We start from the raw sequence: 24919 nt of genomic DNA on the forward strand, positions 1-24919 counted from the left end.
GTTCCTGATCGCCGTCCCCACCGGCGTGAAGTTCTTCAACTGGATCGGCACCATGTGGAAGGGGTCACTGAGCTTCGAGACCCCGATGCTGTGGGTGATGGGTTTCCTCGTGACGTTCGTCTTCGGGGGCCTGACCGGCGTGATGCTCGCCTCGCCCCCCATCGACCTCCATGTCTCGGACTCGTACTTCGTGGTGGCGCACTTCCACTACGTCGTCTTCGGCACCGTGGTGTTCGCGATGTTCTCCGGCTTCCACTTCTGGTGGCCGAAGATGACCGGCAAGATGCTCGACGAGCGCCTCGGCAAGATCACGTTCTGGACGCTGTTCATCGGCTTCCACGGCACCTTCCTCGTGCAGCACTGGCTGGGCGCGAACGGCATGCAGCGCCGGATCCCCGACTACCTGGCGGCGGAAGGCCTGACGACCCTCAACACCGTGTCGACGATCTTCTCGTTCCTCCTCGGATCGTCGCTCCTTCCCTTCTTCTACAACGTCTGGAAGACGGCCAAGTACGGCGAGAAGGTCGAGGTCGACGACCCGTGGGGCTACGGCCGTTCGCTGGAGTGGGCGACCTCCTGCCCGCCGCCGCGGCACAACTTCGTGGCGCTGCCCCGGATCCGCAGCGAATCCCCGGCGTTCGACCTGCACCACCCCCACATCGCGCCTGTGGAAAGGGAGTTGACGGCACCGTGAGCAGTGAGGACGCGCGGGTGCTCCTCAACGAGATCGAGGGGCACCTGCTGATCGCCGCCGCCCGTGAGGAGGGCCGTACGGCCGCCGCGCGGTTCTCCGCCCCCTTCGACTGGCTCACCGAGGGTCAACGGGAGGAGGTGGAGCGCCGGTTCGAGTCGGAGTACCTCGCACTCGCCCGCAACTCGTGGGAGCACACGGCCGAGCGTGCCCGCGAGGTTCGGGGCGAGTACGAGGAGGTCCACCGCGCCCTGCGGCGCCGCCTGCTGGCCGGCTGGCTGCTGGCGTGCGCCGCGGTGGTGGCCGTCGGGGTCGTGCTGCTGTCGCTCGCCTAGGCGGTCGGGCCGGCGCTAGTTGAGCCTCCATTTCTGGTCGTCTCCCGTCCCGCAGGACCACAGCACCAGCGAGGTGCCGTTGGCCGTGCCGTTGTCGTGGGCGTCCAGGCAGAGGCCCGCGTTGACATTGGTGATCGTGCCGTCGCTGTTGACGTTCCACTTCTGGTTGTTCTGGCCGTTGCAGTCCCAGATGACGACCTTGGTGCCGTTGGTCGTGCCCTGGTTGTAGGCGTCGAGGCACTTGCTGCCGTACAGCACGAACTCCTTGCGGGAGGTGTACGTCCAGGCCTGGTTCTGGCCGCCGTTGCAGTCCCACAGCTCGGCCTGGGTGCCGTTGGTGATGGTGTTGTCGTAGAGGTCGAGACAGCGGCCGGACCGGGTGCCGACGACCTGGTCGCCATGGGCTCCTGGCAGCGGGCGGACCGTGATGTCGGCCAGCGTCGGCGCGTTGGAGAAGGTCAGCGTGTTCGAGGACCCCTTGGACAGGCCGGCCATGACCGAGATCGTGCCCAGCGAGGAGCCGGTCGGCGGGAAGGAGACCGTCGTCGAGCCCTGGCCGTTGACCTTGAGGGTCGCGGTGCGGGGCGCGGACGTGTTGTTCGTGTAGGCGACGTCGACGACCTTGACTCCGGTGCTTCCGGCGACCACACCGGAGAAGGCCGACGTGCCGGTGTAGGTGCTGCTCGACGCCTCGGTGCCGCCGGTGACCGTCAGCAGGACCGAGCCGCCCGCCGGGACGTCGGCCGTGTAACCGGTGCCGTAGGAACCGATGTCGGAGCGCGCCCACAGGTCGCGAACCGTCGCCTGCGCGCCGGTCAGGCCGAGGTCGGACCAGCGGACGGTGATGTTCTGCGCGGAGGAGGTGCGGTTGAGCAGGACGACGGCCCGGTTGCCGGTGCCGGCCAGCACCTTGCCGTACACCTGGAGTCCGCTCGTGTCCTCGGCGACCTTGACGCCCTGGAGGCCGCGCGGATCCTGGTCGACGGCGACGACCTCGGGGTTCTTGAGGATGCCGGCGGTCTCGCTCGTCATCGTCGCGAGGTCGTTCCCGGCGAGCAGTGGTGCGCCGGAGATCGCCCACAGGTTCATATGGGTGCGGTTCTGGGCGGCGGTGAAGCCGTTCATGCCGACCATCAGCATGTCCGGGTCGTTGTAGTACCCGGTGTGCTGCGCGAGCGGGTGCAGGGTCTGGTCGAAGTTGGACAGCAGGTTCGTCATCGACGGCGAGTTGCCGTAGTAGATGATGTCCGTGCTGGTCCGCCACATCGGGGCCCGGCCCGGTGCCCAGTTCCAGGGGTTCTGCTTGCCCCAGTTGCAGACGGAGAGCGTCAGCGGGCGGCCGGTGGCGGCGGTCGCCTTCGCGACCGCGTCGCTGATCGACCGGTACGTCGTGGCAGCGTCGAGACCTTCGGCGTCGCCACCGCACCAGTCGACCTTGACGAAGTCGAAGCCCCATGTCGAGAACTGCAGCATGTCCTGGTCGTAGTGGCCCTCGCTGCCGCTGCCCGGGGCGGCGGGGCGGCCGGTCGGGTAGTAGTAGCCGCAGCCGTCCTTGCCGGCGTCGGTGTAGATGCCGGCCTTCAGGCCCTTGCTGTGGATGTAGTCGGCGATGGCGCTCATCCCGCCGGGCCACTCACCGGTGTCGACGGTGATGTTGCCCGCGCTGTCGCGGGTGCCCTGCCACCAGCCCTCGTCGATGTTGATGTACCGGTATCCGGCCGCCGGCAGCCCTGCCGCGACGAACGCGTCGACCTGCTGCTTGATGACGCTGTAGTCGATCTTGGCGGCGAAGCTGTTCCAGGAGGCCCAGCCCATCGGGGCCGTGGGCACGGCGACCTGGCGGGTCGTCGCCGCCTGTGCGGGGGCGGGCGCCGCGAAGAGGAGCGCGGCGGCCGCGGCCAGCGCGAGGACCAGGAGACGTACGGCGGCGGCTCTGCAGCGGCGGGCCGGTCCTCTGTGAGGCGAGCGCGGAGGGGGGATCATGGGGCTCCTTCATGGGGGCGAACGCGCAGGCTGATGGCGGTAGTTGGTCGATATTCCGAACACAGATCGATTAGCCGAACATACCGCGCCGAAAGTAGAGCTCGCAGGAAACGGAAGTCAACGGAAGGGACAGGCGCGAAGTGGCCATTGCACGCGGGGCGTTCTCCCCGGGTGGCACGCCGCGGCGCCATACTGACCCTCGTGCGCGTAGCGATCATGACGGCGGGCTCGCGGGGCGACGTGGCCCCGTACACCGGACTCGGGCACGGGCTCGCCCGTGCCGGGCACGAGGTCACGCTGGTCACCCACGCCCGTTTCGAGCCGCTCGTCGCGGGGTCGGGGGTGCGGTTCCATCCGCTCCCGGTCGATCCGCGGGCCGAGTTGGAGTCCTCGCGCGGGCGCGGGCTGCACCGCAGCGCGACCGGCGCGGGGAAGCTGGTGCGCGTGGTCGCGCTCGCTCGGGCGCTGGTCGGGCGGATGACCGACGACCTCGTGGCGGCGGCCCGGCGCAGCGACATGCTGCTGCTGTCCGGCTCGGTGGGCCCCCTCGGACACACCATCGCAGAGGGCCTGTCGCTGCCGTACCTGGACCTGCCGCTCCAACCGCTCGCCGCCACAAGGGAGTTCGGGCCGCCCATGCTCGGGGGCCGCTCGCTGGGGGCAGCGGTCAACCAGGTCGCCGGGCACGGGGTGGGTCTGGCGGTGGAGCTCGTCTTCGCCGGAGCCCTGCCCGCCCTGCGGCAGCAGTTGGGCCTCCCCCGGCGGAACACCGCCGTCGTGTGGCGGGAGCGTGAGCGGCAGGGACGTCCGGTCCTGCACGGCTTCAGCCCGCGGGTGGTGCCGCGCCCACACGACTGGCGTCCGGGTCATGCGGTGACGGGTTACTGGTGGCCCTACGACGCCGATGCCCAACTACCCGCCGCACTGAGGGACTTCCTCGACGCGGGACCGCCACCCGTCTACGTCGGCCTGGGCAGCGCCACCGTGCCCGAGCCCGAGCGGCTCAGCGCCACCGTCGTGCGCGCCCTGCGGCGGGCCGGGCTGCGCGGTGTCGTCCAGCGCGGCTGGGCCGAACTCGAGGCGTCCGGCGATGACATGCTGACCGTGGACGAGGTCCCGCACTCCGCGCTCTTCCCCCGCATGGCCGCCGTGGTCCACCACGCGGGCGCGGGCACGACGGCGGCGGGCCTGCGAGCGGGGGTGCCCGCCGTACCGGTACCGATCCAGTTCGACGAGACTTTCTGGTCCACCCGCCTCGTCACTCTCGGCGTCGCCCCACGCGCTCTTCCCCTGCGCCGCCTCACCACCGACACGCTGGCCACGGCACTGACGCGCGCCACCCGCGACCCGGCCTTCACGCGGCGCGCGGCGCAGGTGGGCGCACTGATCCGGCGGGAGGACGGGGTGGCACCGGTCCTGGCCGCGGTGAACGAGGTCAGCGCTCCCCCCAGCCCGTAGGCCGCATGATAGCCAGCAGCTGCCGGACCAGTTCGTCCACCACCTCGTCCAGCGTCGCGTTCACCCAGCCCGCGCTCCAGTCGTGCAGCAGGCCGTTGACGCTGCCGATGAAGGCCGTCGCCGCGATGCGGTAGTCGCGCGGGGCGGCCTCGCCGCGGGCGGCGGCCGCCTCCGCCTCGGCACAGATGAGGTCCACCCAGCGGGAGCGGCGGGCGAGGCGCTGCGCCTCCAGCCGGGGGCTCACCCCGATGATCTCGACGAAGGTGATGCGGATCCGGCGCGTATCGCCGGTGACGCTGGCGGCGTAGGCGCGGAAGATGTCGGTCACGCGCTCGGCGAGCGGCCGGCCCTCGACCTCGGCGAAGGCGGTGAGGACGGCCTCCTCGGACCATGCGTTGACCTGGAGGTGCAGCGCGGCCAGCACGTCCTCGAGGGTGCGGAACTCCTCGTAGAACTGCCGGGTGGACAGGCCGGCGGCCTCGCTCAGCGCGGCGACCGTGGTGGCCCGGTAGCCGGGGTCGGCGCCGAACAGTTCGAGCGCGGCGTCCAGGAACCTCCTGCGCCGCTCGGCCTGCCGTTCCTCGGCGGTCTTGCCCCCGTACCGCCCCGTCGGCGCCTTGAGCCTGCCCGCCACCGAACCTCCCTCGTCGCCCGTTCCGCCAATTTTGTCGTGTACGCAGTCTTGTGGAGAAGGGCGCCTCTTCCTTACTTTCCAGTAAGTAGGAATCTGAAGGCATCTCACTTCAGATTCGCGCCCTTCCGCTTGGCATGCACCGATCACGTCAGCTCGCGCACCCCCTTCCCCACCGCCCGCCCCACCTTCCAGAGGAGAGAGCACTCATGCCTGCCTTCAGACCCAGGCACCTTTGCTCCGTAGCCGCCGCCCTCGTCCTGACCGTCACCGCTCCCGCGACCGCCGCCACCGCGGCGGGCACCGCCTCGCCCGCCGCTCTGCGGGAGGTGATGTTCGTCGGCAACAACTGGGACGGCACCGCGGACGTCATCAGATCCAGCGGCGACTTCGCGAAGGTCGGCCGTCTCAACGTCATCCCGGACAAGGACCGGCGGATGGCCGAGATCAACGCCGACCCGATCAAGTGGATCTACTTCATGGCGATCCGCAACGGCGTCGGCGAGGGCCACGACCAGTTCGTGGACGACATGTACTCCACGCCGGACGGAAGGTCCGTGGTGGTCTCGCGGCCCAGCTTCGCCGACGTCGTCTCGATCGACCTCGCCACCGGCAGCATCAACTGGCGCTTCCCCGTGTCGGGTTACCGCTCCGACCACATGGCCGTCTCCCCCGACGGCACCCGCGTGGCGGTGTCCGCCTCGACCTCGAACACCGTGCACGTGCTGGACATCGACACGGGCAAGCAGCTCGGCTCGTTCGCGACGGGCGACAAGCCGCACGAGAACATCTTCACCAAGGACGGCAAGTACATCTGGAACATGGCCATCGGGGACGTCAACACCTCCCTCGACGACCCGGGCTGGGACTGGACGAAGGGCGACCGCCACATCACGGTCGTGGACGCGACGACGTACAAGCAGGTCAGGACGATCGACATGCGCCAGCGGCTCGACGCGTTCGGTCTGAAGGACTTCTCCGACGCCGTCCGCCCGGCCGTCTTCTCACCCGACGAGTCGAAGCTCTACTTCCAGGTGTCCTTCTTCAACGGCTTCCTCGAGTACGACGTCGCCACCGACAAGATCACCCGGATGAAGACGCTGCCGAAGAACCCGGCGACCAGCGAGGACCGCACCACCTGGGTCAACGACTCGCGCCACCACGGCATTTCGATGAACCCGGACGGCACCAAGCTGTGCGTCGCGGGCACCATGGACGACTACGCGACGGTCGTCGACCGCGCCACGCTCAAGGAAGGCCCGCTGATCACCGCGTCCAAGCCCTACTGGGCCACGGTCAGTGGTGACGGCAAGGACTGCATCGTCTCCGAGAGCGGCGCCGACCAGGTCACCGCCATCGACTTCGCGACCGGACAGAAGGTCACGTCCGTCGCGGTCGGCGACCACCCGCAGCGGGTGCGGCTCGGGCATGTGCAGGCCGACTGGACGGGTCCGTCCGGCGGCTGACCCCCTGGCGAACGGCGCCGGACGACCGCGTCCGGCGCCGTTCGCGCCGTCGGGCCGCGGGCCCGTCGCCGAGATGCGGACCCGGTGGGGACCGCCGATCACGAGAGGCGCTGTGGGCGACCGGACGCCCCGAGCCCCGGCGGCCGCCGAGTGCCCGGCACGGTGGCCCTCCTCTCCGTCGTCCAGGTCTTCGCCCCCTCGCTGCCGCCCGGCGCGACGATCAGCCTGCCGATGATGGCCGCCGGCCGCGGCACGGCCGGCGGCTCGGTCTTCGCCCTGGTCGCCCGGGTCACCCCGCAGCCGCAGGTGGGCAGCGTGACCGGCATCGTGGGCGCGACGGGCGGCCTCGGCGGCTTCGTCCCGCCCTGGTCATGGGCGCGGTCTACAGCGCCAAGAACTCCTGCTCCGTCGGCTTCATGCTCCTGGCCGACCTCGCCCCTGGCAGGCTGCGTCCACGCCTACGGCCGTATGCGCGACGCGGGCCGGAACGTGGACACGGGCAGGCGCAGGGACGTGTCGGAGAAGGTGCCGGGGTAGCGCGCTCCGGCGGTCGGCGACGGACCGCGCCTGCGAGGGCGCCCGTCAGAAGTGCCCCGCCGCCCAGGACGACAGCTCCGACCGGGCCGCGTCCAGCTGCGTGGCCGACGGGGAGGTGGCGCCGTTCGTCACCAGGGCGTAGTGCAGCACGCCCGTGTCCGTGTCCGTGTTCGTGAGGAGGAGGCGGCGGCTGCCGGTGCCGCCCGGTTCCGGCGCGGCGGCGATCGGGACCGAGGGGGCGTAGGCGGGCGGGGCGTACACCGTGCCGAGGTCGGAGACCACCGTGGTGGCCGCGGTCGGGAAGGAGGCGGGCAGGTGGAGTTCGGTGGGGGCCGAGCCGGAGCCCGAGCGCCAGACGAGCAGGCCGTACTGGCCGGAGCCGACCAGCCGGGACACGTTCGGCAGTGAACTCGGCACCGGGTTCCAGGTCAGGGTCGTGGAACCGTCACGCGAACGGTCCTCGTAGGTGAAGGCGAGCGTCGTCCCGGCGGTGGCGCTCGGGTAGAGGCGGTCCAGCAGCCGGGCGTCCTGGCGCAGCGTCACCGCGCCCGAGTCGTCGAGCCGCACGGCGGAGAGGTCCTCGTCGTTCCAGGCGTCCCCGGACGTGCGCACCTTGTCGGGGTTGTCGTTCATCAGCTCGTGGTGGCGCCCGTTGTAAAGGTCCCACTGCCACTGGCTACCGGAGAGCACCGGGCCGGAGGCGGCCGGGTCGCTCCACCAACTCGCTCCGGGGACACGGGAGTCGAGTGCCTGGTACATGGCCTTGTCGACGGTGGGGGCCTTGCCGGAGACCGTGCCGGACAGGGGATGGCCGAACTCGCTGACCATCGCGGCCGTCGCGGCGGCGGAGGCCCGGTCGCGGATCGTGCCGAAGTCGCCGGTGTACTGGCCGTCGGAGGCGTTGCCCCACATCAGGATGCCGGAGATGGCCTTCTGGTCGTAGAAGTGGGTGTTGAAGACATAGCGGGGGCCGAGGGTGCCCGCGTCGAGGAGGCCGCCCTCCTGCTTCTGCGAGTCGATGTTGGCGTTCCAGAAGAGGTTGGGCTCGACGAAGGCGGGCTTGTCCTGCCAGCCGGCCGCGTCCATCCGGGCCCGGAACTTCTCGTAGAAGGGCCACAGCAGGCTCTGTTCCCACGTGCGGCTGGTCCGGCCCGAGTCGTAGCTGCCGGCGTAGGGCTCGTTGTACGGATCGAAGCCGGCGACGGCCACGAACTCGGCCTCGCTCAGGTGCTGTTCGACGTACGACATGGTCTTCTGCGCGGTGTCGAGGAAGGAGTCCTGCAGGCCGTGGGCGTTGTGCCAGAAGTCGTACTGGGCCTTGGTCACGGCCTGGTTCTGGGTGATGTTCTGGCCCCAGAAGAAGCAGATCCCGCACGACTCCTGCGGGTAACCTCCCAGCGCCACGGCCCACTTGGGCGCGCCGTCACCCGTGTACCAACTGCCCGAGTTGAACAGGTGGCGGGAGTAGAGGTCCTGGTGGAAGTCGGGGTAGACGCGGATGCCGGCGTCGAGGAAGGCCCGCATCTGCTCGGTGGCGGCGGCCAGATAGGCCGTGTCGACCGTGCCCCGGGTGGGCTCGACGTGGGCCCAGGAGAGCAGGAAGCGGACCGAGTTGCCGCCGCCGAGTGCGCGCAGCGCGGTCGCCGACTTCTTCGCGTCGGCCACCGAGGCGAAGGGCAGGCCGCCGTTCTCCTCCAGCTTGGTCTCGCCGGAGACGTTGTAGCCGCGCAGCACGACCTCGCGGCCGTTGCCGTCGACGAACCGGCCGCCGCGCACGGTGAGCGGCGTTTCGTCGAACCAGAGGGAACCGGGGAGCGTGGTGGCGGCGGTGGCGGGCGGCGCGCCCGCCACCGTCAGTGATCCGAGGAGGACAACCAGAACAACGAGCAGACGTGCCCGGATATTCGGCATGTCCACTACAGTCCGGCGATGTCCTGACACCGTCAATACTTCTGACTCCTGAGTAAGTATCAGGATTTCGGCTGGGCCGCTTCCGGGATCGGACTCAACTCCCCACCCTGCGGGTGACGTTCAACAGATACTCCTTGCGGTTGAGGGGGTTGTGGTCGGTGCGCGGACGTTCGGGAACCACTCCGTGGGCGACCGGTGCGTAGTGGTCGAAGGCGCTCTCCAGCTCGCCCTCGCCCCGTGTCAGCCCGGGCAGCCGCTGCTCCAGTTCGTGCACCCGGCCCGCCGGCACCGCGCCCTCCAGCACACAGGCCGCGCCCCGCGTCTCGGTCGTCTGCGGCACCGCCCGCAGCGCGGCGAGCACCGGCAGCAGGGCGCCGAGCGTGTCCGCCGGGGCCTCCAGCCGGAAGCGGTGCATCGGCTCGTACACCTGGGTGCCCGCCCGGCGCAGCGCCTCGACCAGGACCAGCGGGGTCACCCCACGGAAGTCCGCGCCCGTGCTCGACATGCTCTTGTCGAAGCCCTGGTGGGCGTGGCTCTGCCGGGGCGAGTAGCCCGAGTGGGTCATCGTGACGGTGCAGTCGGTGACCTGCCAGCCGTGCAGCCCCTGCCCGAGCGTCTCCCGGACGGTGTCCTCGACGGCCTTGAAGAAGGCGTACGGCATGGCGCCCAGCTCCACCTCCAGGCGGAAGGAGACGCCGGAGCCGGCCGGGGCCGGGTCGACGCGCAGGCCGACGGTGGCCAGGAAGGGGTTCGGGTCCTTCTTGTTGAACTCGACCGCCGCTCCCGTGCCGGACGGCCGCTCGATGCAGATCGTCGTGGTCTCCCGGAAGGTGACCTCGAGCCCGAAGTCCTCGGCGAGGGTGGCCTCGATGACCTCCTTCTGCACCTCGCCGTAGAGCGACACCGAGGTCTCCTGGCGGACCTCGTCGTGACGCAGGTCGATCAGCGGGTCCTGTTCGGCGAGCTGGGCCAGCGCGAGATGCAGCTTCCGGCCGTCCACGCCCGGGCCCGGGACGACCACGGTCTCCAGGGTCGGCGGGGCGAAGAAGTGCTCGTACGCCTTGCGCGGCTCGCCGATCGCGTCGCCGATCCTGATGTCGGTCAGTCCCCACAGGCGGGCGATGCGGCCCGCGGGCACCGCGTCGGCCCGGGCGTCGGTGCCCTGGTCGAAGACGCTGATCGCCGTGATCCGACCCTCCTGGCGGCTCTCCGCGAAGGGGATCCGGTCGCGGGTGCGCAGCGTCCCGGAGAACATGCGGACGTACGCCACCTTCTCCCCCGCCGGGCCGCGCTCGACCTTGAAGACGGTGCCCGACACGGGCCCGTCGGGGTCGCCGTCGGCCGGGGGCAGAAGCTCCTTGATCCCGGTGACGAGGGCGTCCACGCCGGCGCCGGTGATGGCGGAGCCGAAATGGACGGGGTGGACGAGGGCCTGGCGGGTCCGGGTGGTCAGGGCCGCGCGCAGGGCGTCGACGGTGCGGTGCGACAGGCCGCCGGCCACCGCCTGCGGGAGGCCGTCCTGCCGCGGCACGGCATCCGCGCGCGCCAGGCCGTCCCGGCCCGGCACGACATCGGCGCGCGCTTGGCCCTCCTGCCCCGGCACGACATCCGAGTGCGCGAGGCCGCCCCGCCCTGCCACGGCATCCGAGTGCGTGAGACCCTCCCGGCCCAGCACGGCATCCGAGTGCGTGAGACCCTCCCGGCGCGGCGCGACATCCGAGTGCGCGAGACCCTCCCGGCCCAGCGCGACATCCGAGTGCGCGAGACCCTCCCGGCCCAGCACGACATCCGAGTGCGCGAGACCCTCCCCACCTGCCGCGACATCCGCCTGCGCGAGGCCGGCCCGCCCCGCCACGGCGTCCGCGCCGCTCCCCTCGACGTACGCGGCCAGCAGTTCGTCGTCGTGATCGGCCAGCACCTCCAGCGCCGCCGTGCCGAGCACCGGCCGGAACCAGGCGTCGGGTGTGCCCAGCGCCCCGGTCTCGCCCATCGGCACGGCCGCGGGCGTGAGCCGCTCGGAGATCTGGCGCAGCACACGGTCGGGGTCGGCGCCGCGGCGGTCGATCTTGTTGACGAACAGCAGGGTCGGGATGCGCAGCCGCTGGAGGGTCCGCATCAGGACGCGGGTCTGCGCCTGGACGCCCTCGACGGCCGAGACGACCAGGACCGCGCCGTCGAGCACGCCGAGCACCCGCTCCACCTCGGCGATGAAGTCGGGGTGACCCGGTGTGTCGATGAGGTTGACCGTGACGTCGTCGATCGCGAACGAGACGACCGCGGACTTGATGGTGATGCCGCGCCGGCGCTCCAGCGCGAGTGTGTCGGTGCGGGTGCTGCCGGCGTCGACGCTGCCGATCTCGTCGGTGATCCCGACCGTGTGCAGCAGGCGCTCGGTGAGGCTGGTCTTACCCGCGTCTACGTGCGCGAGGATCCCGAGGTTGAGCAGGTGCACGAAGCTTCATGTCCTTAAAAGAGGGGGTCGTTCCTTCCTGGGTGGACATGAGCGGTGTGCGCATTGCATCTCCTGGATCGCGTGCCGGTGGGACTCGGGAAAGTCCAGCAGAGCCGGGCCCCCGACAGCAATGGATTAACGCTCAACGAACTGCGCCACAGCACTCGCCGTCGCCCCTGCTCGGTCATAGAGTGACGAACATCACGTCCCCGTGGTCCTGGGAGGGCCAATGACCCACATCTCGGTGAAGGTGGACGGAACGACGTACGAGGACGACGTGGAACCGCGTCTCCTCCTGGTCCACTACCTGCGCGACCGCCTCGGTCTGACCGGCACCCCGATCGGGTGCGACACCTCCAACTGCGGGGCCTGCACGATCGAACTCGACGGCGCCAGCGTGAAGAGCTGCTCCGTGCTCGCCGTACAGGCCGACGGAGGTGAAGTGACCACCGTCCAGGGACTCGCCCGCGACGGCGAGCTGACCGGCCTCCAGCGTGCCTTCCACGAGAAACACGCCCTCCAGTGCGGCTACTGCACCCCGGGGATGCTGATGGCCGCCCGCGACCTGCTGCGCGAGCACCCGCACCCCACCGCGGACGAGATCCGCCACGCCCTCGAGGGCAACCTCTGCCGCTGCACCGGCTACCAGAACATCGTGCGGGCCGTACAGGCCGCCTCCGAAGAGGAGGTCACGGCATGACCGACCAGGCCGTGGAACCCGAGGTCGGCCGCTCCCGGGCCCGCAAGGAGGACGCCCGGCTGATCACCGGCCAGACCAACTGGACCGACAACATCAGCGTCAACGGCCTGCTGCACATGGCGATCCTGCGCAGCCCGATGGCGCACGCCCGCATCACGCGCGTCGACGTCTCGCCGGCGCTCGAACGCCCGGGCGTCATCGCGGCGTTCAGCGGCGCCGACCTCGCCGAGGGCCTGGGCTCGCTGCCCTGCGCCTGGCCGGTCACCGAGGACATCGTGCTGCCCGACCACCCGCCGATGGCCGTGGACGAGGTGCGCTACGCGGGAGACCCGGTCGCGCTCGTGGTGGCCCGTGACCGCTACGCGGCCGCCGACGCCCTGGAGGCGATCGAGGTCGACTACGAGCCGCTGCCCCCGGTCCTGGACCTGGAGGCCGCGCTCGCCGAGGACTCCCCCCTGGTCCACTCGGACAAGGGCACCAACCGCAGCTACGTCTGGCCGCTGAAGACGGGCGAGGACTTCGACTCCGTACGCCGGCGCGCCGACGTCACCCTCAAGCGGCGGTACCACCACCAGCGGCTCATCCCCAACGCGATGGAGCCCCGCGCGGTCGTCGCCACGCCGCTCGCCGCGTCCGGCGAGTACACGCTGTACTCCGCCACCCAGATCCCGCACATCGTGCGCGTCATGATGGCCGTCGTCACCGGCATCCCCGAGCACAAGATCCGGGTGATCGCCCCCGACGTCGGCGGCGGCTTCGGCTCCAAGCTCCAGGTGTACGGCGAGGAGGCGCTGGCGCTCGCCGTGGCACGGCGGATCGGCCGGCCGGTGAAGTGGACCGAGTCCCGTTCCGAGGGCTTCCTGGCCACGCACCACGGCCGCGGGATGATCCAGGACCTGGAGATCGCCGCGACCCGGGACGGCAAGCTGCTCGGCCTCAAGGTCGACCTGCTGGCCGACATGGGCGCGTACCTGATGCTGGTCACCCCGGGCATCCCGATCCTGGGCGCCTTCATGTACCCCGCCATCTACAAGATGGACTCCTACGACTTCACCTGCACCGGCGTCTTCACCACGCGGACGCCCACCGACGCCTACCGCGGCGCCGGGCGCCCGGAGGCGACGTACGCCATCGAACGCATCATGGACGAGCTGGCCGTCGAACTCGGCCTGGACCCGGTGGAGTTGAGGCGCCGGAACTGGATCGGCCACGAGGAGTTCCCGTACACCTCGATCGCGGGTCTGACCTACGACAGCGGGAACTACGAGGCCGCCACGGAGAAGTCGCTGGCGCTGTTCGACTACGACAAGCTGCGGGCCGAGCAGGCCGACCGCAACCGCCGCGGTGACGCCGTCCGGCTGGGGATCGGCGTGTCGACGTACACCGAGATGTGCGGTCTCGCGCCGAGCCGGGTGCTGCGCGACCTGAGGTACGCGGCCGGCGGCTGGGAGGCGGCGAGCATCCGGATGCTGCCCACCGGCAAGGTCGAGGTCGTCACCGGCACCAGCCCGCACGGCCAGGGCCATGTGACCTGCTGGAGCCAGATCGCCGCCGATGTGCTGGGCGTGCCGTTCGAGGACGTCGAGGTGGTGCACGGCGACACCAAGGCGTCCCCGCAGGGCATGGACACCTACGGGTCGCGGTCGCTGGTCGTGGGCGGGTCCGCCGTCCACCATGCCGCGCAGAAGGTGGTCGACAAGGCGCGGAAGGTGGCCGCCCACCTCCTGGAGGCGAGCGAGCAGGACCTGGACTTCGCGGACGGCGTGTTCTCCGTGAAGGGCTCCCCGGAAGCCCGCAAGACGATCCAGGAGATCGCCTTCGAGACCTTCACCTCGCACGACCTGCCGGACGGCATCGAGCCGAGCATCAACGCCGAGCACCTGCTCGACCCGGACAACTTCTCCTATCCGCACGGCACCCACCTGTGCGCCGTGGAGGTCGACACCGAGACGGGCGAGACGCACATCCGCTCCTACGTCTGCGTCGACGACGTCGGCAAGGTCGTCAACCCGATGATCGTGGAGGGACAGGTGCACGGCGGCCTCGCGCAGGGCATCGCGCAGGCGCTGTACGAGGAGGCCGTCTACGACGACGAGGGCAACCTGGTCTCCGGCTCGATGGCGGACTACTACGTGCCGTCGGCCGCGGACCTGCCCGAGTTCACCACCGACCGCACCGAGACGCCCGCCACCTCGAACCCCCTGGGCGTCAAGGGAGTCGGCGAGGCCGGGACGATCGCGTCGACGCCCGCCGTGGTCAACGCGATCGTGGACGCGCTGCGCCCCTTCGGGGTCAACGACATCAAGATGCCCTGCACCCCCGAGCGGGTCTGGCGAGCGGTGAGGGAGGCCCAGGCATGATTCCCCCGGCATTCGACTACACCCGGCCGGCCACGGTCGACGAGGCGGTGCGCACGCTGGCCGACGCCGGCGACGAGGCGAAGGTCCTGGCCGGCGGGCAGAGCCTGGTGCCGCTGATGCGGCTGCGGCTGGCCTTCCCCGAGCTGATCGTGGACGTCGGCCGCATCGCCGAGCTGCGCGGGGTGCGTGAGGACGGCGGCACGCTCGTCATCGGCGCGATGACCACGCACCACGACGTCATCCACGATCCGCTGGTCCGCCGGCACGCGGCGCTGCTCGCGTCGGCCACGGCGACCGTCGCGGACCCCGCGGTACGCCACCGGGGCACGCTCGGCGGCTCGCTCGCGCACGCCGACCCGGCGGCCGATCTGCCCGCGGTGGTGCTGGCCCTCGACGGCGAACTGGTGGTGCAGGGCCCGAGCGGGCGGCGCACGATCCCGGCCCGTGACTTCTTCGTCGACTACCTGCAGTCCGCGCTGTCCCCCGACGAACTCCTGGTGGAGGTGCGGGTGCCCAAGACGGACGGCTGGGGCTTCCACTACGAGAAATTCCACCGGGTGGCCCAGGCCTACGCGATCGTCGGTGTCGCCGCCCTGGTGCGGCGCGACGACGGGCACATCGCCGAGGCGCGGGTCGGCCTCACCAACATGGGCGCGACACCGCTGCGCGCCTCGGCCGCGGAGCAGGCCCTGACGGGTGCCGGCGACGCCGAGGCGGTCAAGCGGGCCACCGAGGCGGCGGCCGAGGGGACACACCCCTCGCAGGACATGTCGGCCTCGCCCGAGTACCGCGAGCACCTGGCGCGGGTCCTCACCAGGCGGGCGGTGCTGACCGCCGCCGGAATGGGGTGAGGACCGATCACGCACAAGCACGACCCGAGCGCGGACATCGACGGCCCGGAGCAGGTACGGGCCCGCCTGGAGAAGACGGGATACCTCGTCGACGACGGGCTTGCCACGGCCTGCTTCCTGGCCGTGCGGCTGCACCGGCCGATCTTCTGCGAGGGCGACGCGGGCGTGGGCAAGACCGCGCTGGCGTCCGCCCTCGCCGAGGCGCTCGGCGCGCCGCTGATCCGCTTGCAGTGCCACGAGGGCATCGACGCCTCGCAGGCCCTGTACGACTGGGACTTCCCCCGTCAGCTGCTGCATCTGCGGGCCGCGGAGGCGGCCGGAGTCACCGACGCCGACCGCCTGGAGGGCGAGCTGTACGCCCGGCGCTTCCTGGTCGCCCGGCCGCTGCTCAAGGCGCTGGAGACGCAGCCGTCGGTGCTGCTGGTCGACGAGATCGACCGCGCCGACGACGAGTTCGAGGCGTTCCTGCTGGAGCTGCTGTCGGAGTTCTCGGTCACGATCCCGGAGCTGGGCACCCTGCGCGCCGAGGTGCCCCCGGTCGTGGTGCTGACCTCCAACCGCACCCGCGAGGTGCACGACGCGCTGAAGCGGCGCTGCCTGTACCACTGGTTCGACCACCCCGGCTTCGCCCGCGAACTGGCCATCGTACGGCGGCGGTTGCCCGGTGTGTCGGCGCGGCTGGCGGAGCAGGTGACCACGCTGGTGCAGGCCTTGCGCGCCCAGGACCTGCTGAAGCCGCCGGGGGTGGCCGAGACGATCGACTGGACGCAGGCGCTGGACGCGCTGGGCGCGACCGAGGTGGACGCGGAGCTGGCGGTGGCGACGCTGGGTTCGGTCCTCAAGTACCGCGAGGACGCGGAGCGGGCCAAAGGGCTCGATCTGGCGGCGGTGCTCGCGGCGCGGGGGGCGTGAGCGGCGTGGCGCATGGCACGGGGTGGGTGGACGCCGAGGCCGGGGAGGGCGGCGACCGGCTCGGTCCGGACTGCGGGCACGCCGACGCCGTCCTGCTCGGCTTCGCGCGCGCCCTGCGGGCCGCCGGTGTCGACGCGAGCGCCGAGCGGGTGCACGCCTTCCTGCGCGCGGTGGACGAACTGCGGCCCGGCATGCGGGCCGACGTGTACTGGGCGGGGCGCCTCACGCTGTGCGGCGGGCGGGACGACCTGGAGCGCTACGAGCGGGTGTTCGCCGCCTACTTCGGGGACAGGCCGCCGGCCGGGCGGACGGCGCCCGGCACTCCCCCACCACGGCTGCGGCTGGTCCTGCGGGAGAGCCCGGCGGGCGGCCCGGCCCACCGGGAGGAGGACCCGCAGGCGCCGCCCGCGGCCGCGCTCGCCAGCGCCTCCGAGGTGCTGCGCCACCGTGATGTCGCCGAGCTGAACTCCGCCGAACGGGAGCAACTGCGGCGTCTGCTGGCCGCGTTCGCCCTGCGCGGCGAGGCGCGGCGCACCGCGCGCCGGCGGCCGGCCCGGCGCGGGGACGTCGATCCGCACCGCACCGTACGCGAGTTGCTGCGGCGCGGCGGGGAGCCCGCGCGGCTGCGCCGGCACACCCGGGCCGACCGGCCGCGGCGGGTCGTGCTGCTCGTGGACGTCAGCGGCTCGATGGCGCCGTACGCGGACGCGCTGCTGCGCTTCGCGCACGCGGCCGTCCGCGGCAGCCGTACGGAGGTCTTCACGATCGGCACCCGGCTGACCCGGGTGACCCGCGAACTCTCGCATCGCGACCCGGACCTGGCGATGACGGCCCTCGCGGCGGCGGTGCCCGACTGGCGCGGCGGTACCCGGCTCGGGGAGCTGCTGCGGGAGTTCCTCAATCTCTGGGGGCAGCGGGGCATGGCGCGCGGTGCGGTCGTGGTGCTGCTGTCCGACGGCTGGGAGCGCGGCGACCCGGAGCTGCTCGGGGCGCAGATGCGCCGCCTGCAACGGCTGGCGCACCGGGTGATCTGGGCCAATCCCCTCAAGGCGCGGCCGGGTTACGCGCCGCTGGCCGCCGGGATGGCGGCGGCGCTGCCGAGCGTGGACGCCTTCGTCCCGGGCCACAGCCTGGCGGCGCTGGAGCAACTGGCAGCGGTGGTACGCGGGGCCGAACGGGCCCGTACGGAAGGAGCCGATCGTGCGTGACATCCTCCCGGCCCTCGGCCGGTGGTACACGGCGGGAGCCCCCTTCGGCCTCGCCACGGTCGTCACCGTCAGCCGCAGCGCACCGCGCGACCCCGGCGCGGCCATGGCGGTGGGGCCCGGCGACGAGGTGGTGGGGAGCGTGTCGGGCGGCTGCGTCGAGGGTGCGGTGTTCGAGCTCGCCAAGGAGGTCGTGGAGAGCGGCGAGGCGCGGCTGGAGACCTTCGGGTACAGCGACGAGGACGCCTTCGCCGTCGGCCTCACCTGCGGCGGTGAGATCACGCTGCTGATCCGGCCGGTCACGGCGGCGACCGATCCGGGTTTCACGGAGGTCGCGGAGTCCGTCGAGGCGGGCCGGCCGGTGACCGTGGCGACGGTGACGGACGGGCCCGCGCCGATCGGGGCCACCCTCGCCGTGTGGCCGGACAAGGTCTCCGGCACGCTGGGCGCGGAGGGTCTGGACGTGGCGGTCACCGCCGACGCGCGCGGCGAACTCGCCCTCGGCGCCACGGGGTTGCGGCACTACGGCCCGCGCGGGGAGCGCCGTGAGGACGCGGTCACCGTCTTCCTGCACTCCTTCGCCCCACCGCCGCGCATGCTGGTCTTCGGGGCGATCGACTACGCGGCCGCGGTCGCCCGCATCGGCACCTTCCTCGGCTACCGGGTCACGGTCTGCGACGCCCGGCCGGTGTTCGCCACGCCCAAGCGTTTCCCGGGCGCCGTCGAGGTGGTCGTCGAGTGGCCGCACCGCTACCTCCGCAACACCTACACCGACGAGCGCACGGTGATCTGCGTGCTGACCCACGACCCCAAGTTCGACGTGCCGCTGCTGGAGGAGGCGCTGCGCAGGCCGGCCGCGTACATCGGGGCGATGGGCAGCCGGCGTACCCATGACGACCGCATGAAACGCCTGGTCGAGGCCGGCCTCACCGAGGCCGAACTGGCCCGGCTGCGCTCACCGGTCGGTCTCGACCTGGGCGCCCGTACGCCCGAGGAGGTCGCCGTGTCCGTCGCCGCGGAGATCGTCTCGCTGCGCTGGGGCGGCACCGGGTCCCCGCTGACCGCCACCGGTGGCGCCATCCATCCGTCGACGCAACGCCCGTAGGAGGCAGCAAGTCATGGAACTGCACCACGAGTTCACCGTGCCCGTCCCGGTAGACGACGCCTGGGGAACGCTCCTCGACATCGAGCGTGTGGCGCCGTGCATGCCCGGGGCGACCGTGCAGGAGTACGACGGCAAGACCGTCACCGGCTCGGTGAAGGTCAAGGTGGGTCCGGTGACCGTCACCTACAAGGGCACCGCCGTCTTCGACGAGCAGGACGAGGCGGCGCACCGCATGGTGCTGACCGCCAGCGGCCGGGAGACCCGCGGCCAGGGCACCGCACGCGCCAGGGTGACCGCCACGATGGCCGAGCGCGACGGCGGTACGACCGTGTCGGTGCAGACCGATCTGACGGTGACCGGGCGGCCCGCGCAGTTCGGGCGCGGTGTGATGGCGGAGGTCGGTGACCGGATCATCGGCCAGTTCGCCGACTGCCTGTCGCAGCGGATCGGCGCCCCCGCAAAGGAGGAGCCGGCGGAGGGCGGGCAGACGGTGGAGGGCGGGATGCCGACCGAGGGCACCAAGGCTGCGGAGGGCGCGAAGACGGCACTGGGCGGCAAGGCGGCCGAGGGCGCGAAGGGGGCGCCGGCCCGGCAACCGCTCGCGGAGGCGGAGCCGATCGACCTGCTCCGCACGGCCGGACTCCCGGTGGCCAAACGGGCAGCCGTCGGAGCGGCGGCGGTTCTCGTGGTGGCGGTGGTGGCCCTGGGGCTACGGCGCAGGCGACGGCACTGACGCCGGTGGGCCGACGCGTCAGGAGCCGGTCCCCCGGTGATCGGCGATGATCTGCTCCAGGTGGTGCAGTGCGGCCCCGAGCGCCAGCGGTTCCCGTGGTGGCGGTGGTGGCCCTGGGACTGCGGCGCAGGCGACGGCACTGACGCCGGTGGGCCGACGCGTCAGGAGCCGGTCCCCCGGTGATCGGCGATGATCTGCTCCAGGTGGTGCAGTGCGCCGGTGATCCGCGCCGGGTGGTCCCGGAAGTAGGGGTCGTCCGGCACCGGCAGCGAGCCGGCGAGCGCCCAGCCGCGGCCCCGCGCCCAGGTCGCGTCGTCCGCGCCGACCCGCTCGCGGAAGACGTCCCGGGCTCGCGCGGGCAGCACCTTCCAGGCCGGGACCAGGTCCACGGCGGGGTCGGCCACGGCCAGCGTGCCGAAGTCGATGACGGCGCTGAGTCTGCCGTCCCGGGTCAGGAAGTTGCCCGCGTCGAGGTCGCCGTGGATCCACACGGGCGGCCTGTGCCAGGCGGGCGCCGCGAGCGCCGCCTCCCAGACCTCGGTGACCGCGTCGGTGTCGACCAGGCCGGTCCCCTTCAGCGCCTCGATCTTGGGCCGCACCCGTGCCTCGACAGCGATGGAGTCGCGGGGGTCGCCGAGGGGCACGCCCCGGAAGGCGTTGCTCTGCTGCGGGCCGGGCCCGCCGGTGGCGTCGGCGGCTTGGAGCGCGGTGAGGAATCCGGCGAGGTCGAGGGCGGTGGCGACCGGGTCCGCCAGGTCGCCGGGGGTCATCGTCGTTCCGTCCAGCCACCGGTAGACGGACCAGGGGTACGGATAGCCCTCGCCGGGCTCGCCCTTGGCCACCGGCTGGGAGACGGGCAGCGGCAGCTGCGGTGCCAGACGGGGCAGCCAGCGGTGCTCGCGCTCCACCTGCCCGGCCCAGTGCGCATAGCGCGGCAGACGCACGGACAGGTCCTCGCCGAGCCGGAAGGTGGCGTTGTCCATGCCGGACTGCGGCACCGGGGCGACCGGGAGATGGGCCCATTGCGGGAACTGGGTGGCGAGCAGACGGCGTACGAGCGATTCGTCGATCAGCACGCGGTCCAGTTCACCGGGACGACGGCTTCAGATCCACCGAATTTTCAGGTGTGAGCCGGAGGAAGCGGGGTAGTCGGCGCCTAACGGAGGCGACAGCGCCTCCACGCACACACAGCACCTTCTGCGGGAAGGAGGTCCGTGACAGCGCACACTCGCAGCGCCCGGGCCGCTTCCTTTCGCCTGAAGCGGCCCGGATCCTGTTGAGGCGCCGCGTCCGGATCACCTCTCGCCGCCACCCGGGAACAGCACGCCGGGCAGGATGACCAGCGCGAGCACCGCGGCGGCCGCGTACAGCCCCGCGGCTCCCAGCGCCACCGCGTGGAATCCCCGTACGAAACGTGCCCCGTCGCCGGGCTCGCCGGCGACCGCGCCCGCCACCGCGATGCCTATCGCCCCGCCGGTCTGACGTGCGGTGTTGTTCGTCGCGGAGGCGAGTCCCGCGCGCTCGGCGGGGACGGACCCGATGGCGGCGGCCACCACGGCCGGAGTCAGCAGGCCCATGCCCGCGCCCCACAGCAGGAAGGCGGGCAGCAGCACCGGATACGGCGAGTGCGGTTCGGCCAGGACCAGGAGCGCGAGCCCCGCGGCGCCCATGACCAGCCCCGCGACGGCGGGCAGACGGGCCCCGATCCGGCTGGTGATGCGCCCGCCGAGGGGTGCGAGGACCGCGAGCGGTGCGAACAGCGGTATCACCGCCGCGCCCGCGAGCAGCGCCGAGCGGCCCTGGACCGACTGCAGGAACAGCATCAGCACGAACAGCGTGCCGAGGGTGCCCAGGTTCATGATCCCGGCCGCCCCGTTCGCCGTGCCGAAGACCGGTCGGCGCAGCAGGGACACGGGCAGCATCGCGTCGTCCCCGCGGCGCAGTTCGGCCACGATCAGCGCGGGCACGGCGAGGACCGCGACCACGGCGGCCGTGAGCACCTGCGGTGCGGTGGCGCCCGCGCGGCCGCCCTCGATGAAGGCGTACGTCGTCGCGAGCAGCAGCACACTGGCGAGCAGCAGTCCGGGCACGTCGAGCCGCCGGGTGTGCTCGTCCCTGCTCTCGCGCACGATCGCCGCGGCCCACATCAGGGCCACCAGCACGATCGGCACGTTCACCAGGAAGATCGCGCGCCAGCCGAGGGCCTCGACGAGTGCGCCGCCGAGCAGCGGACCCGCGGGCAGGGCGAGGCTGCCGACGCCGGCCCAGACGCCGATGGCACGGGCCCGCCCGGCGTCGTCCGGGAACGCGCGGCTGATGATCGCCAGCGTGCCCGGAAGGAGCAGCGCCGCACCCACGCCCTGGACGACGCGGGCGGCGGCGAGTAGGGGGACGTCCGGCGCGAGTCCGCAGGCGAGGGAGCCCGCGCCGAAGACGACGAGTCCGGCGAGCACCACTCTGCGATGCCCGTAGAGGTCGCCGGCCGTCCCGCTGGTCAGCATCAGCGCGGCCAGCGCCAGCGCGTACCCGTCCACGACCCACTGCAGGCCGCCGACGCCGGTGCCCAGGCCCGAACCGATGTCGGGCAGGGCGACGTTGACGATGGTGACGTCGAGCAGCACCAGGAAGTACCCGGTGCACATGACGAGCAGGACGGTGCGCGGCGAGCCCTCGTGCCGTACCGGGTTCACTGCGCGCCGCAGAAGCGTTGACGGCGATCCAGTCATGGTTCCTTGGTAACAGGCGGGTCTGACAGCGCCGCCGCACACCGGACGGCGACGTGCGGGCACCACTGCCGGGTCCCCCCGCTCCGGAACCCCGAAACGGGCGGCTACCTGCGGGGCAGCCGGTGCAGTTCCACGTCCGTGAGCAGGCCGCCGGCCACCGTGGCGGTCATGTACGTGCAGTGGGGCTGCCGGCGGCGGTCCGTCGGGGAACCGGGGTTGAGCAGCCGCAGACCGCCCGGGGCGGTGGTGTCCCACGGGATGTGGCTGTGCCCGAAGACCAGGACGTCGAGATCCGGGAACCGGGCGGCGCAGCGCGCCTCGCGGCCCTGGGCGGCGCCCGTCTCGTGCACGCATCCGAAGCGCAGGCCGCCGAGTTCGGCGTACGCCACCTCGGGCAGCCGGGCCCTGAGCGCCGGGCCGTCGTTGTTGCCGTGGACGCCGACGAGTCTGCGGCAGCGGGCCTCCAGCAGGTCGAGGGTGTCGGTGTCGACCCAGTCCCCGGCGTGGAACACGACGTCCGCGCGCGGGAGTTCGGCCAGGAGCCCGGCGGGCAGTTCCTTGGCGCGCTTGGGCAGGTGGGTGTCGGTCGTCAGCAGAAGGCGCACTACGGCAGCCTAGGCAGGATGTCCGCGCCGCGAGCGGAGCGGAGCCGTCCGGTGCGCCGCCGGGCCGCGTTGTCCGGTCAGGGCTTGCGGCCTGCCCCGCACCACATGGGCAGACCCGGCGCGGGCGTGTCCTCGGGTCCCGGGCGCCAGTCGGGGAGTTCGACGACGCCCGGATCGAGCAGTTGCGCGCCGTCGAAGAAGCGGACGACCTCGGCGCGTGTGCGCGGTGTCGCGCCGGCGTGGTCGGCGGCCCGCTCGTTGTAGACGCGCATCGACGCGGCGACTGCCTCGGCGCCGATGTCCGCGGCGGGGTGGGACAGGACGAGGTGGCTGCCGGGTGCGAGCGCGTCGAGGAGGCGTCGGGCGAGGGCGTGGGGGTCGTCGGCGTCGGGCACGTACTGCAGGATCGCGACCAGCATGAGCCCCACCGGTCGCGACAGGTCCAGGGTCTCCTGCGCGGAGGCCAGGATTCCGTCCACGTCGCGCACGTCGGCCTGGAGGTAGTCCGTCGCGCCTTCCGGGGTGCCGATCAGCAGCGCCCGCGCGTGGGCGAGGACGACCGGGTCGTTGTCGACGTAGACCACCCGCGCGCCGGGGTCGAGCCGCTGGGCCACCTCGTGGGTGTTGTCCGCCGCCGGGATGCCGGTGCCGATGTCGAGGAACTGGCGTATCCCGGCCTTCGCGGTCAGCTCGCGCACGGCGCGTCCCAGGAAGGCCCGGTTGGCCCGGACGGCGGGCACGATCTGCGGGTTGGCCGTCGCGGCCAGCTCGGCCGCCTCCTGGTCGGCGACGTAGTTGTCCCGTCCGCCCAGCCAGGCGTTGTAGACGCGCGCCGGGTGCGCCACGGAGGAGTCGATCGGCGCGATGCCGCCCGTCGGGTGCTCGTTCACCAAGGCCCGCTCCCGTCGCCGCCGTACGCCGTCGCGGCCCACGGTAGTCCAACAGGCAGGAGAACAAGCCAAGTTGAAGGGACTCACAGGGGATCGACAGGGGGGCGGGAGAGGATGTGGAGGGGAGGGATCTACAGGTCAAACTGTTCAGGCTTAACTGGACAGTTTCATCTTACGGTTTTACCGTGGGGTCATGAACGAACAGGGCGCCGGCCCCGCCGAAGGCATCTCCGACTCCGCCGCCCGTGCGGCGCGCGACCTGCGGGTCGTGTTCAGCCGGCTGCGCCGCCGCATCAGGGAGGTCGCCGAGAGCGAGGAGCTGACACCACCCCAGGTCTCCGCCCTCACCCTGATCGCCAAGCACGGCGCCGCGACCGCGAGCGCGCTGGCCGTCGCCGAGGGCGTACGGCCGCAGTCGATGGCCACCACGCTCGGCGCGCTCGACCGGCACGGGCTGATCCGGCGCAGTCCCGACCCGGACGACGGCCGCCGCCAGCTCGTCACGCTGACCGACGCGGGCAGGCAACGGGTCGAGGGCGACCGGCAGGCGCGCGAGGAGTGGCTGGCCCGCGCCCTCCAGGACCGCTTCACGGAGGACGAGCGGCAGCGGGTCCTGGAGGGGCTGACGCTGCTGGAGCGGCTCACCCGGCCCTGACCGCCCTCCCCCGGCCGTCCGTGGCCCCACCCTCCACCGAGCACGCTCGCTCCCCTCGACCAGCGCACTCGTACCCCTCGAAAGGCCTGCCCCATGACCGTCACCGCCCTCGACCCGCGCACGGCCCTCGTCGTGATCGACCTCCAGCGCGGCATAGTGGCCGCGCCCGCGCAGCCGTACACCACCACCGAGGTCGTCACACGGTCGGCCGAGCTCGCCGACGCCTTCCGCGCCCGTGACCTGCCCGTTGTCCTGGTGCGGGTCTCCTTCGCCGAGGACGGCGCGGACGCCGTCCCGGGCCGCAGCGAGGCGTCCCGCCCGGGCGGCACCCGCCCCGACGGCTGGGACGTCATCGTCGGCGAACTCGCCGGTCACCCCGGCGACATCACCGTCACCAAGCGCAACTGGGGTGCCTTCCACGGCACCGATCTCGACGTCCAGCTGCGCCGCCGCGGTGTCACGCAGATCGTCCTGACGGGCGTCGCCACCAGCATCGGCGTGGAGTCCACCGCCCGCGCCGCGCACGAGCACGGCTACCACGTCACGCTGGCCACCGACGCGATGACCGACCTGGACCCCGATGCCCACCGCAACAGCGTCGAGCGGATCTTCCCGCGCCTGGGCGAGCGGGGCACCACGGCCGAGATCCTGGAACTGCTCGCCGGGACGCACTCCTGACCGACCCGCCAAGACGCGGCGAAGGCCCCGGAGTG

General features: G+C 72.1%; 21 protein-coding genes and 1 pseudogene. 14 read left to right on the forward strand and 8 right to left on the reverse strand.

The window, feature by feature from the left end; genetic code table 11:
- Both ACFU97_RS37730 and ACFU97_RS37735 read left to right on the forward strand, forming a co-directional pair.
- Window positions 1-694: cbb3-type cytochrome c oxidase subunit I (locus ACFU97_RS37730; RefSeq protein ID WP_384265525.1), on the forward strand; the 694-nt coding region annotated here is incomplete at its 5' end.
- A complete protein-coding gene (locus tag ACFU97_RS37735) occupies window positions 691-1026 on the forward strand; it encodes a hypothetical protein (protein WP_384265527.1) in 336 nt (111 codons plus the stop codon). The genes ACFU97_RS37730 and ACFU97_RS37735, both read left to right, overlap by 4 nt.
- Window positions 1027-1041: 15 nt before the next feature.
- Here the strand turns inward: ACFU97_RS37735 and ACFU97_RS37740 are convergent, their stop codons facing one another.
- Window positions 1042-3009 (reverse strand): ricin-type beta-trefoil lectin domain protein, encoded by a 1968-nt coding sequence (locus tag ACFU97_RS37740; protein WP_384265529.1) that lies wholly within the window; start codon window positions 3007-3009, stop codon window positions 1042-1044.
- Window positions 3010-3225: 216 nt separating this feature from the next.
- Between ACFU97_RS37740 and ACFU97_RS37745 the strand changes: the two genes are divergently transcribed.
- Window positions 3226-4467, forward strand: coding sequence for a glycosyltransferase (locus ACFU97_RS37745; RefSeq protein ID WP_384265676.1), 1242 nt, complete (start codon window positions 3226-3228; stop codon window positions 4465-4467).
- On the opposite strand, the gene ACFU97_RS37750 is transcribed toward ACFU97_RS37745, so the two are convergent.
- Window positions 4445-5101, reverse strand: coding sequence for a TetR/AcrR family transcriptional regulator (locus ACFU97_RS37750; RefSeq protein WP_384265531.1), 657 nt, complete (start codon window positions 5099-5101; stop codon window positions 4445-4447). The genes ACFU97_RS37745 and ACFU97_RS37750 overlap by 23 nt on opposite strands.
- Before the next feature lie 206 nt (window positions 5102-5307).
- Between ACFU97_RS37750 and ACFU97_RS37755 the strand changes: the two genes are divergently transcribed.
- Window positions 5308-6564, forward strand: a complete 1257-nt coding sequence (locus ACFU97_RS37755; protein WP_384265534.1) for a YncE family protein — start codon at window positions 5308-5310, stop codon at window positions 6562-6564.
- Between the two features lie 156 nt (window positions 6565-6720).
- Window positions 6721-7101: pseudogene (locus ACFU97_RS37760) on the forward strand (hypothetical protein); the annotation flags it as partial.
- Between the two features lie 45 nt (window positions 7102-7146).
- Here the strand turns inward: ACFU97_RS37760 and ACFU97_RS37765 are convergent.
- Both ACFU97_RS37765 and ACFU97_RS37770 read right to left on the reverse strand, forming a co-directional pair.
- On the reverse strand, window positions 7147-9012 hold the full coding sequence (locus ACFU97_RS37765; protein ID WP_384265536.1) for an endoglycosylceramidase: 1866 nt from the start codon (window positions 9010-9012) through the stop codon (window positions 7147-7149).
- Between the two features lie 94 nt (window positions 9013-9106).
- On the reverse strand, window positions 9107-11464 hold the full coding sequence (locus ACFU97_RS37770) for a GTP-binding protein (protein ID WP_384265539.1): 2358 nt from the start codon (window positions 11462-11464) through the stop codon (window positions 9107-9109).
- Window positions 11465-11693: 229 nt separating this feature from the next.
- On the opposite strand from ACFU97_RS37770, the gene ACFU97_RS37775 reads away from it, so the two are divergent.
- From ACFU97_RS37775 to ACFU97_RS37805, 7 genes are read left to right on the forward strand one after another with little or no spacing between them, the layout of a single operon-like run.
- Complete coding sequence (locus ACFU97_RS37775) at window positions 11694-12164, forward strand: (2Fe-2S)-binding protein (RefSeq protein WP_384265542.1); 471 nt, start codon at window positions 11694-11696, stop codon at window positions 12162-12164.
- Entirely contained in the window at window positions 12161-14524 is a 2364-nt protein-coding gene (locus tag ACFU97_RS37780; RefSeq protein ID WP_384265544.1) for a xanthine dehydrogenase family protein molybdopterin-binding subunit, read from the forward strand. The genes ACFU97_RS37775 and ACFU97_RS37780 overlap by 4 nt, the downstream gene beginning before the upstream one ends.
- Complete coding sequence (locus ACFU97_RS37785) at window positions 14521-15375, forward strand: FAD binding domain-containing protein (RefSeq protein ID WP_384265547.1); 855 nt, start codon at window positions 14521-14523, stop codon at window positions 15373-15375. Before ACFU97_RS37780 ends, ACFU97_RS37785 begins: the two co-directional genes overlap by 4 nt.
- 6 nt (window positions 15376-15381) lie before the next feature.
- Window positions 15382-16287 (forward strand): AAA family ATPase, encoded by a 906-nt coding sequence (locus tag ACFU97_RS37790; protein WP_384265678.1) that lies wholly within the window; start codon window positions 15382-15384, stop codon window positions 16285-16287.
- Window positions 16288-16313: 26 nt separating this feature from the next.
- Window positions 16314-17495: a VWA domain-containing protein gene (locus tag ACFU97_RS37795; RefSeq protein WP_384265681.1), complete on the forward strand. Its 1182-nt coding sequence runs from the start codon at window positions 16314-16316 to the stop codon at window positions 17493-17495.
- Entirely contained in the window at window positions 17488-18597 is a 1110-nt protein-coding gene (locus ACFU97_RS37800) for an XdhC family protein (protein ID WP_384265549.1), read from the forward strand. The genes ACFU97_RS37795 and ACFU97_RS37800 overlap by 8 nt, the downstream gene beginning before the upstream one ends.
- 13 nt (window positions 18598-18610) lie before the next feature.
- Complete coding sequence (locus ACFU97_RS37805; protein WP_384265552.1) at window positions 18611-19330, forward strand: SRPBCC family protein; 720 nt, start codon at window positions 18611-18613, stop codon at window positions 19328-19330.
- Window positions 19331-19491: 161 nt separating this feature from the next.
- Here ACFU97_RS37805 and ACFU97_RS37810 read toward each other — a convergent pair whose 3' ends face one another.
- The 4 genes from ACFU97_RS37810 to ACFU97_RS37825 form a co-directional block, all read right to left on the reverse strand.
- On the reverse strand, window positions 19492-20406 hold the full coding sequence (locus tag ACFU97_RS37810; protein WP_384265554.1) for an aminoglycoside phosphotransferase family protein: 915 nt from the start codon (window positions 20404-20406) through the stop codon (window positions 19492-19494).
- Between the two features lie 219 nt (window positions 20407-20625).
- A complete protein-coding gene (locus tag ACFU97_RS37815) occupies window positions 20626-22056 on the reverse strand; it encodes an MFS transporter (protein ID WP_384265557.1) in 1431 nt (476 codons plus the stop codon).
- A 104-nt stretch (window positions 22057-22160) separates the two neighbouring features.
- On the reverse strand, window positions 22161-22661 hold the full coding sequence (locus tag ACFU97_RS37820) for a metallophosphoesterase family protein (protein ID WP_384265559.1): 501 nt from the start codon (window positions 22659-22661) through the stop codon (window positions 22161-22163).
- 77 nt (window positions 22662-22738) lie between these two features.
- Window positions 22739-23551, reverse strand: coding sequence for an SAM-dependent methyltransferase (locus ACFU97_RS37825; RefSeq protein WP_384265562.1), 813 nt, complete (start codon window positions 23549-23551; stop codon window positions 22739-22741).
- Between the two features lie 193 nt (window positions 23552-23744).
- Between ACFU97_RS37825 and ACFU97_RS37830 the strand changes: the two genes are divergently transcribed.
- Together ACFU97_RS37830 and ACFU97_RS37835 are read left to right on the forward strand one after the other, a co-directional pair.
- Window positions 23745-24206, forward strand: coding sequence for a MarR family winged helix-turn-helix transcriptional regulator (locus ACFU97_RS37830; RefSeq protein ID WP_384265564.1), 462 nt, complete (start codon window positions 23745-23747; stop codon window positions 24204-24206).
- Between the two features lie 93 nt (window positions 24207-24299).
- Entirely contained in the window at window positions 24300-24884 is a 585-nt protein-coding gene (locus ACFU97_RS37835; RefSeq protein WP_384265566.1) for a hydrolase, read from the forward strand.
- The last annotated feature ends 35 nt before the right edge of the window (window positions 24885-24919 follow it).

Origin of the sequence: Streptomyces sp. NPDC057616, from assembly GCF_042800575.1 — a bacterium.
Classification (GTDB): domain Bacteria; phylum Actinomycetota; class Actinomycetes; order Streptomycetales; family Streptomycetaceae; genus Streptomyces.

Coding starts and splice junctions, on each gene's coding strand:
- ACFU97_RS37740 (WP_384265529.1), bottom strand. CDS start 3,009: ATGATCCCCCCTCCGCGCTCGCCTCACAGAGGACCGGCCCGCCGCTGC.
- ACFU97_RS37815 (WP_384265557.1), bottom strand. CDS start 22,056: ATGACTGGATCGCCGTCAACGCTTCTGCGGCGCGCAGTGAACCCGGTA.
- ACFU97_RS37805 (WP_384265552.1), top strand. CDS start 18,611: ATGGAACTGCACCACGAGTTCACCGTGCCCGTCCCGGTAGACGACGCC.
- ACFU97_RS37745 (WP_384265676.1), top strand. CDS start 3,226: ATGACGGCGGGCTCGCGGGGCGACGTGGCCCCGTACACCGGACTCGGG.
- ACFU97_RS37775 (WP_384265542.1), top strand. CDS start 11,694: ATGACCCACATCTCGGTGAAGGTGGACGGAACGACGTACGAGGACGAC.
- ACFU97_RS37830 (WP_384265564.1), top strand. CDS start 23,745: ATGAACGAACAGGGCGCCGGCCCCGCCGAAGGCATCTCCGACTCCGCC.
- ACFU97_RS37780 (WP_384265544.1), top strand. CDS start 12,161: ATGACCGACCAGGCCGTGGAACCCGAGGTCGGCCGCTCCCGGGCCCGC.
- ACFU97_RS37835 (WP_384265566.1), top strand. CDS start 24,300: ATGACCGTCACCGCCCTCGACCCGCGCACGGCCCTCGTCGTGATCGAC.
- ACFU97_RS37785 (WP_384265547.1), top strand. CDS start 14,521: ATGATTCCCCCGGCATTCGACTACACCCGGCCGGCCACGGTCGACGAG.
- ACFU97_RS37755 (WP_384265534.1), top strand. CDS start 5,308: ATGCCTGCCTTCAGACCCAGGCACCTTTGCTCCGTAGCCGCCGCCCTC.
- ACFU97_RS37765 (WP_384265536.1), bottom strand. CDS start 9,012: ATGCCGAATATCCGGGCACGTCTGCTCGTTGTTCTGGTTGTCCTCCTC.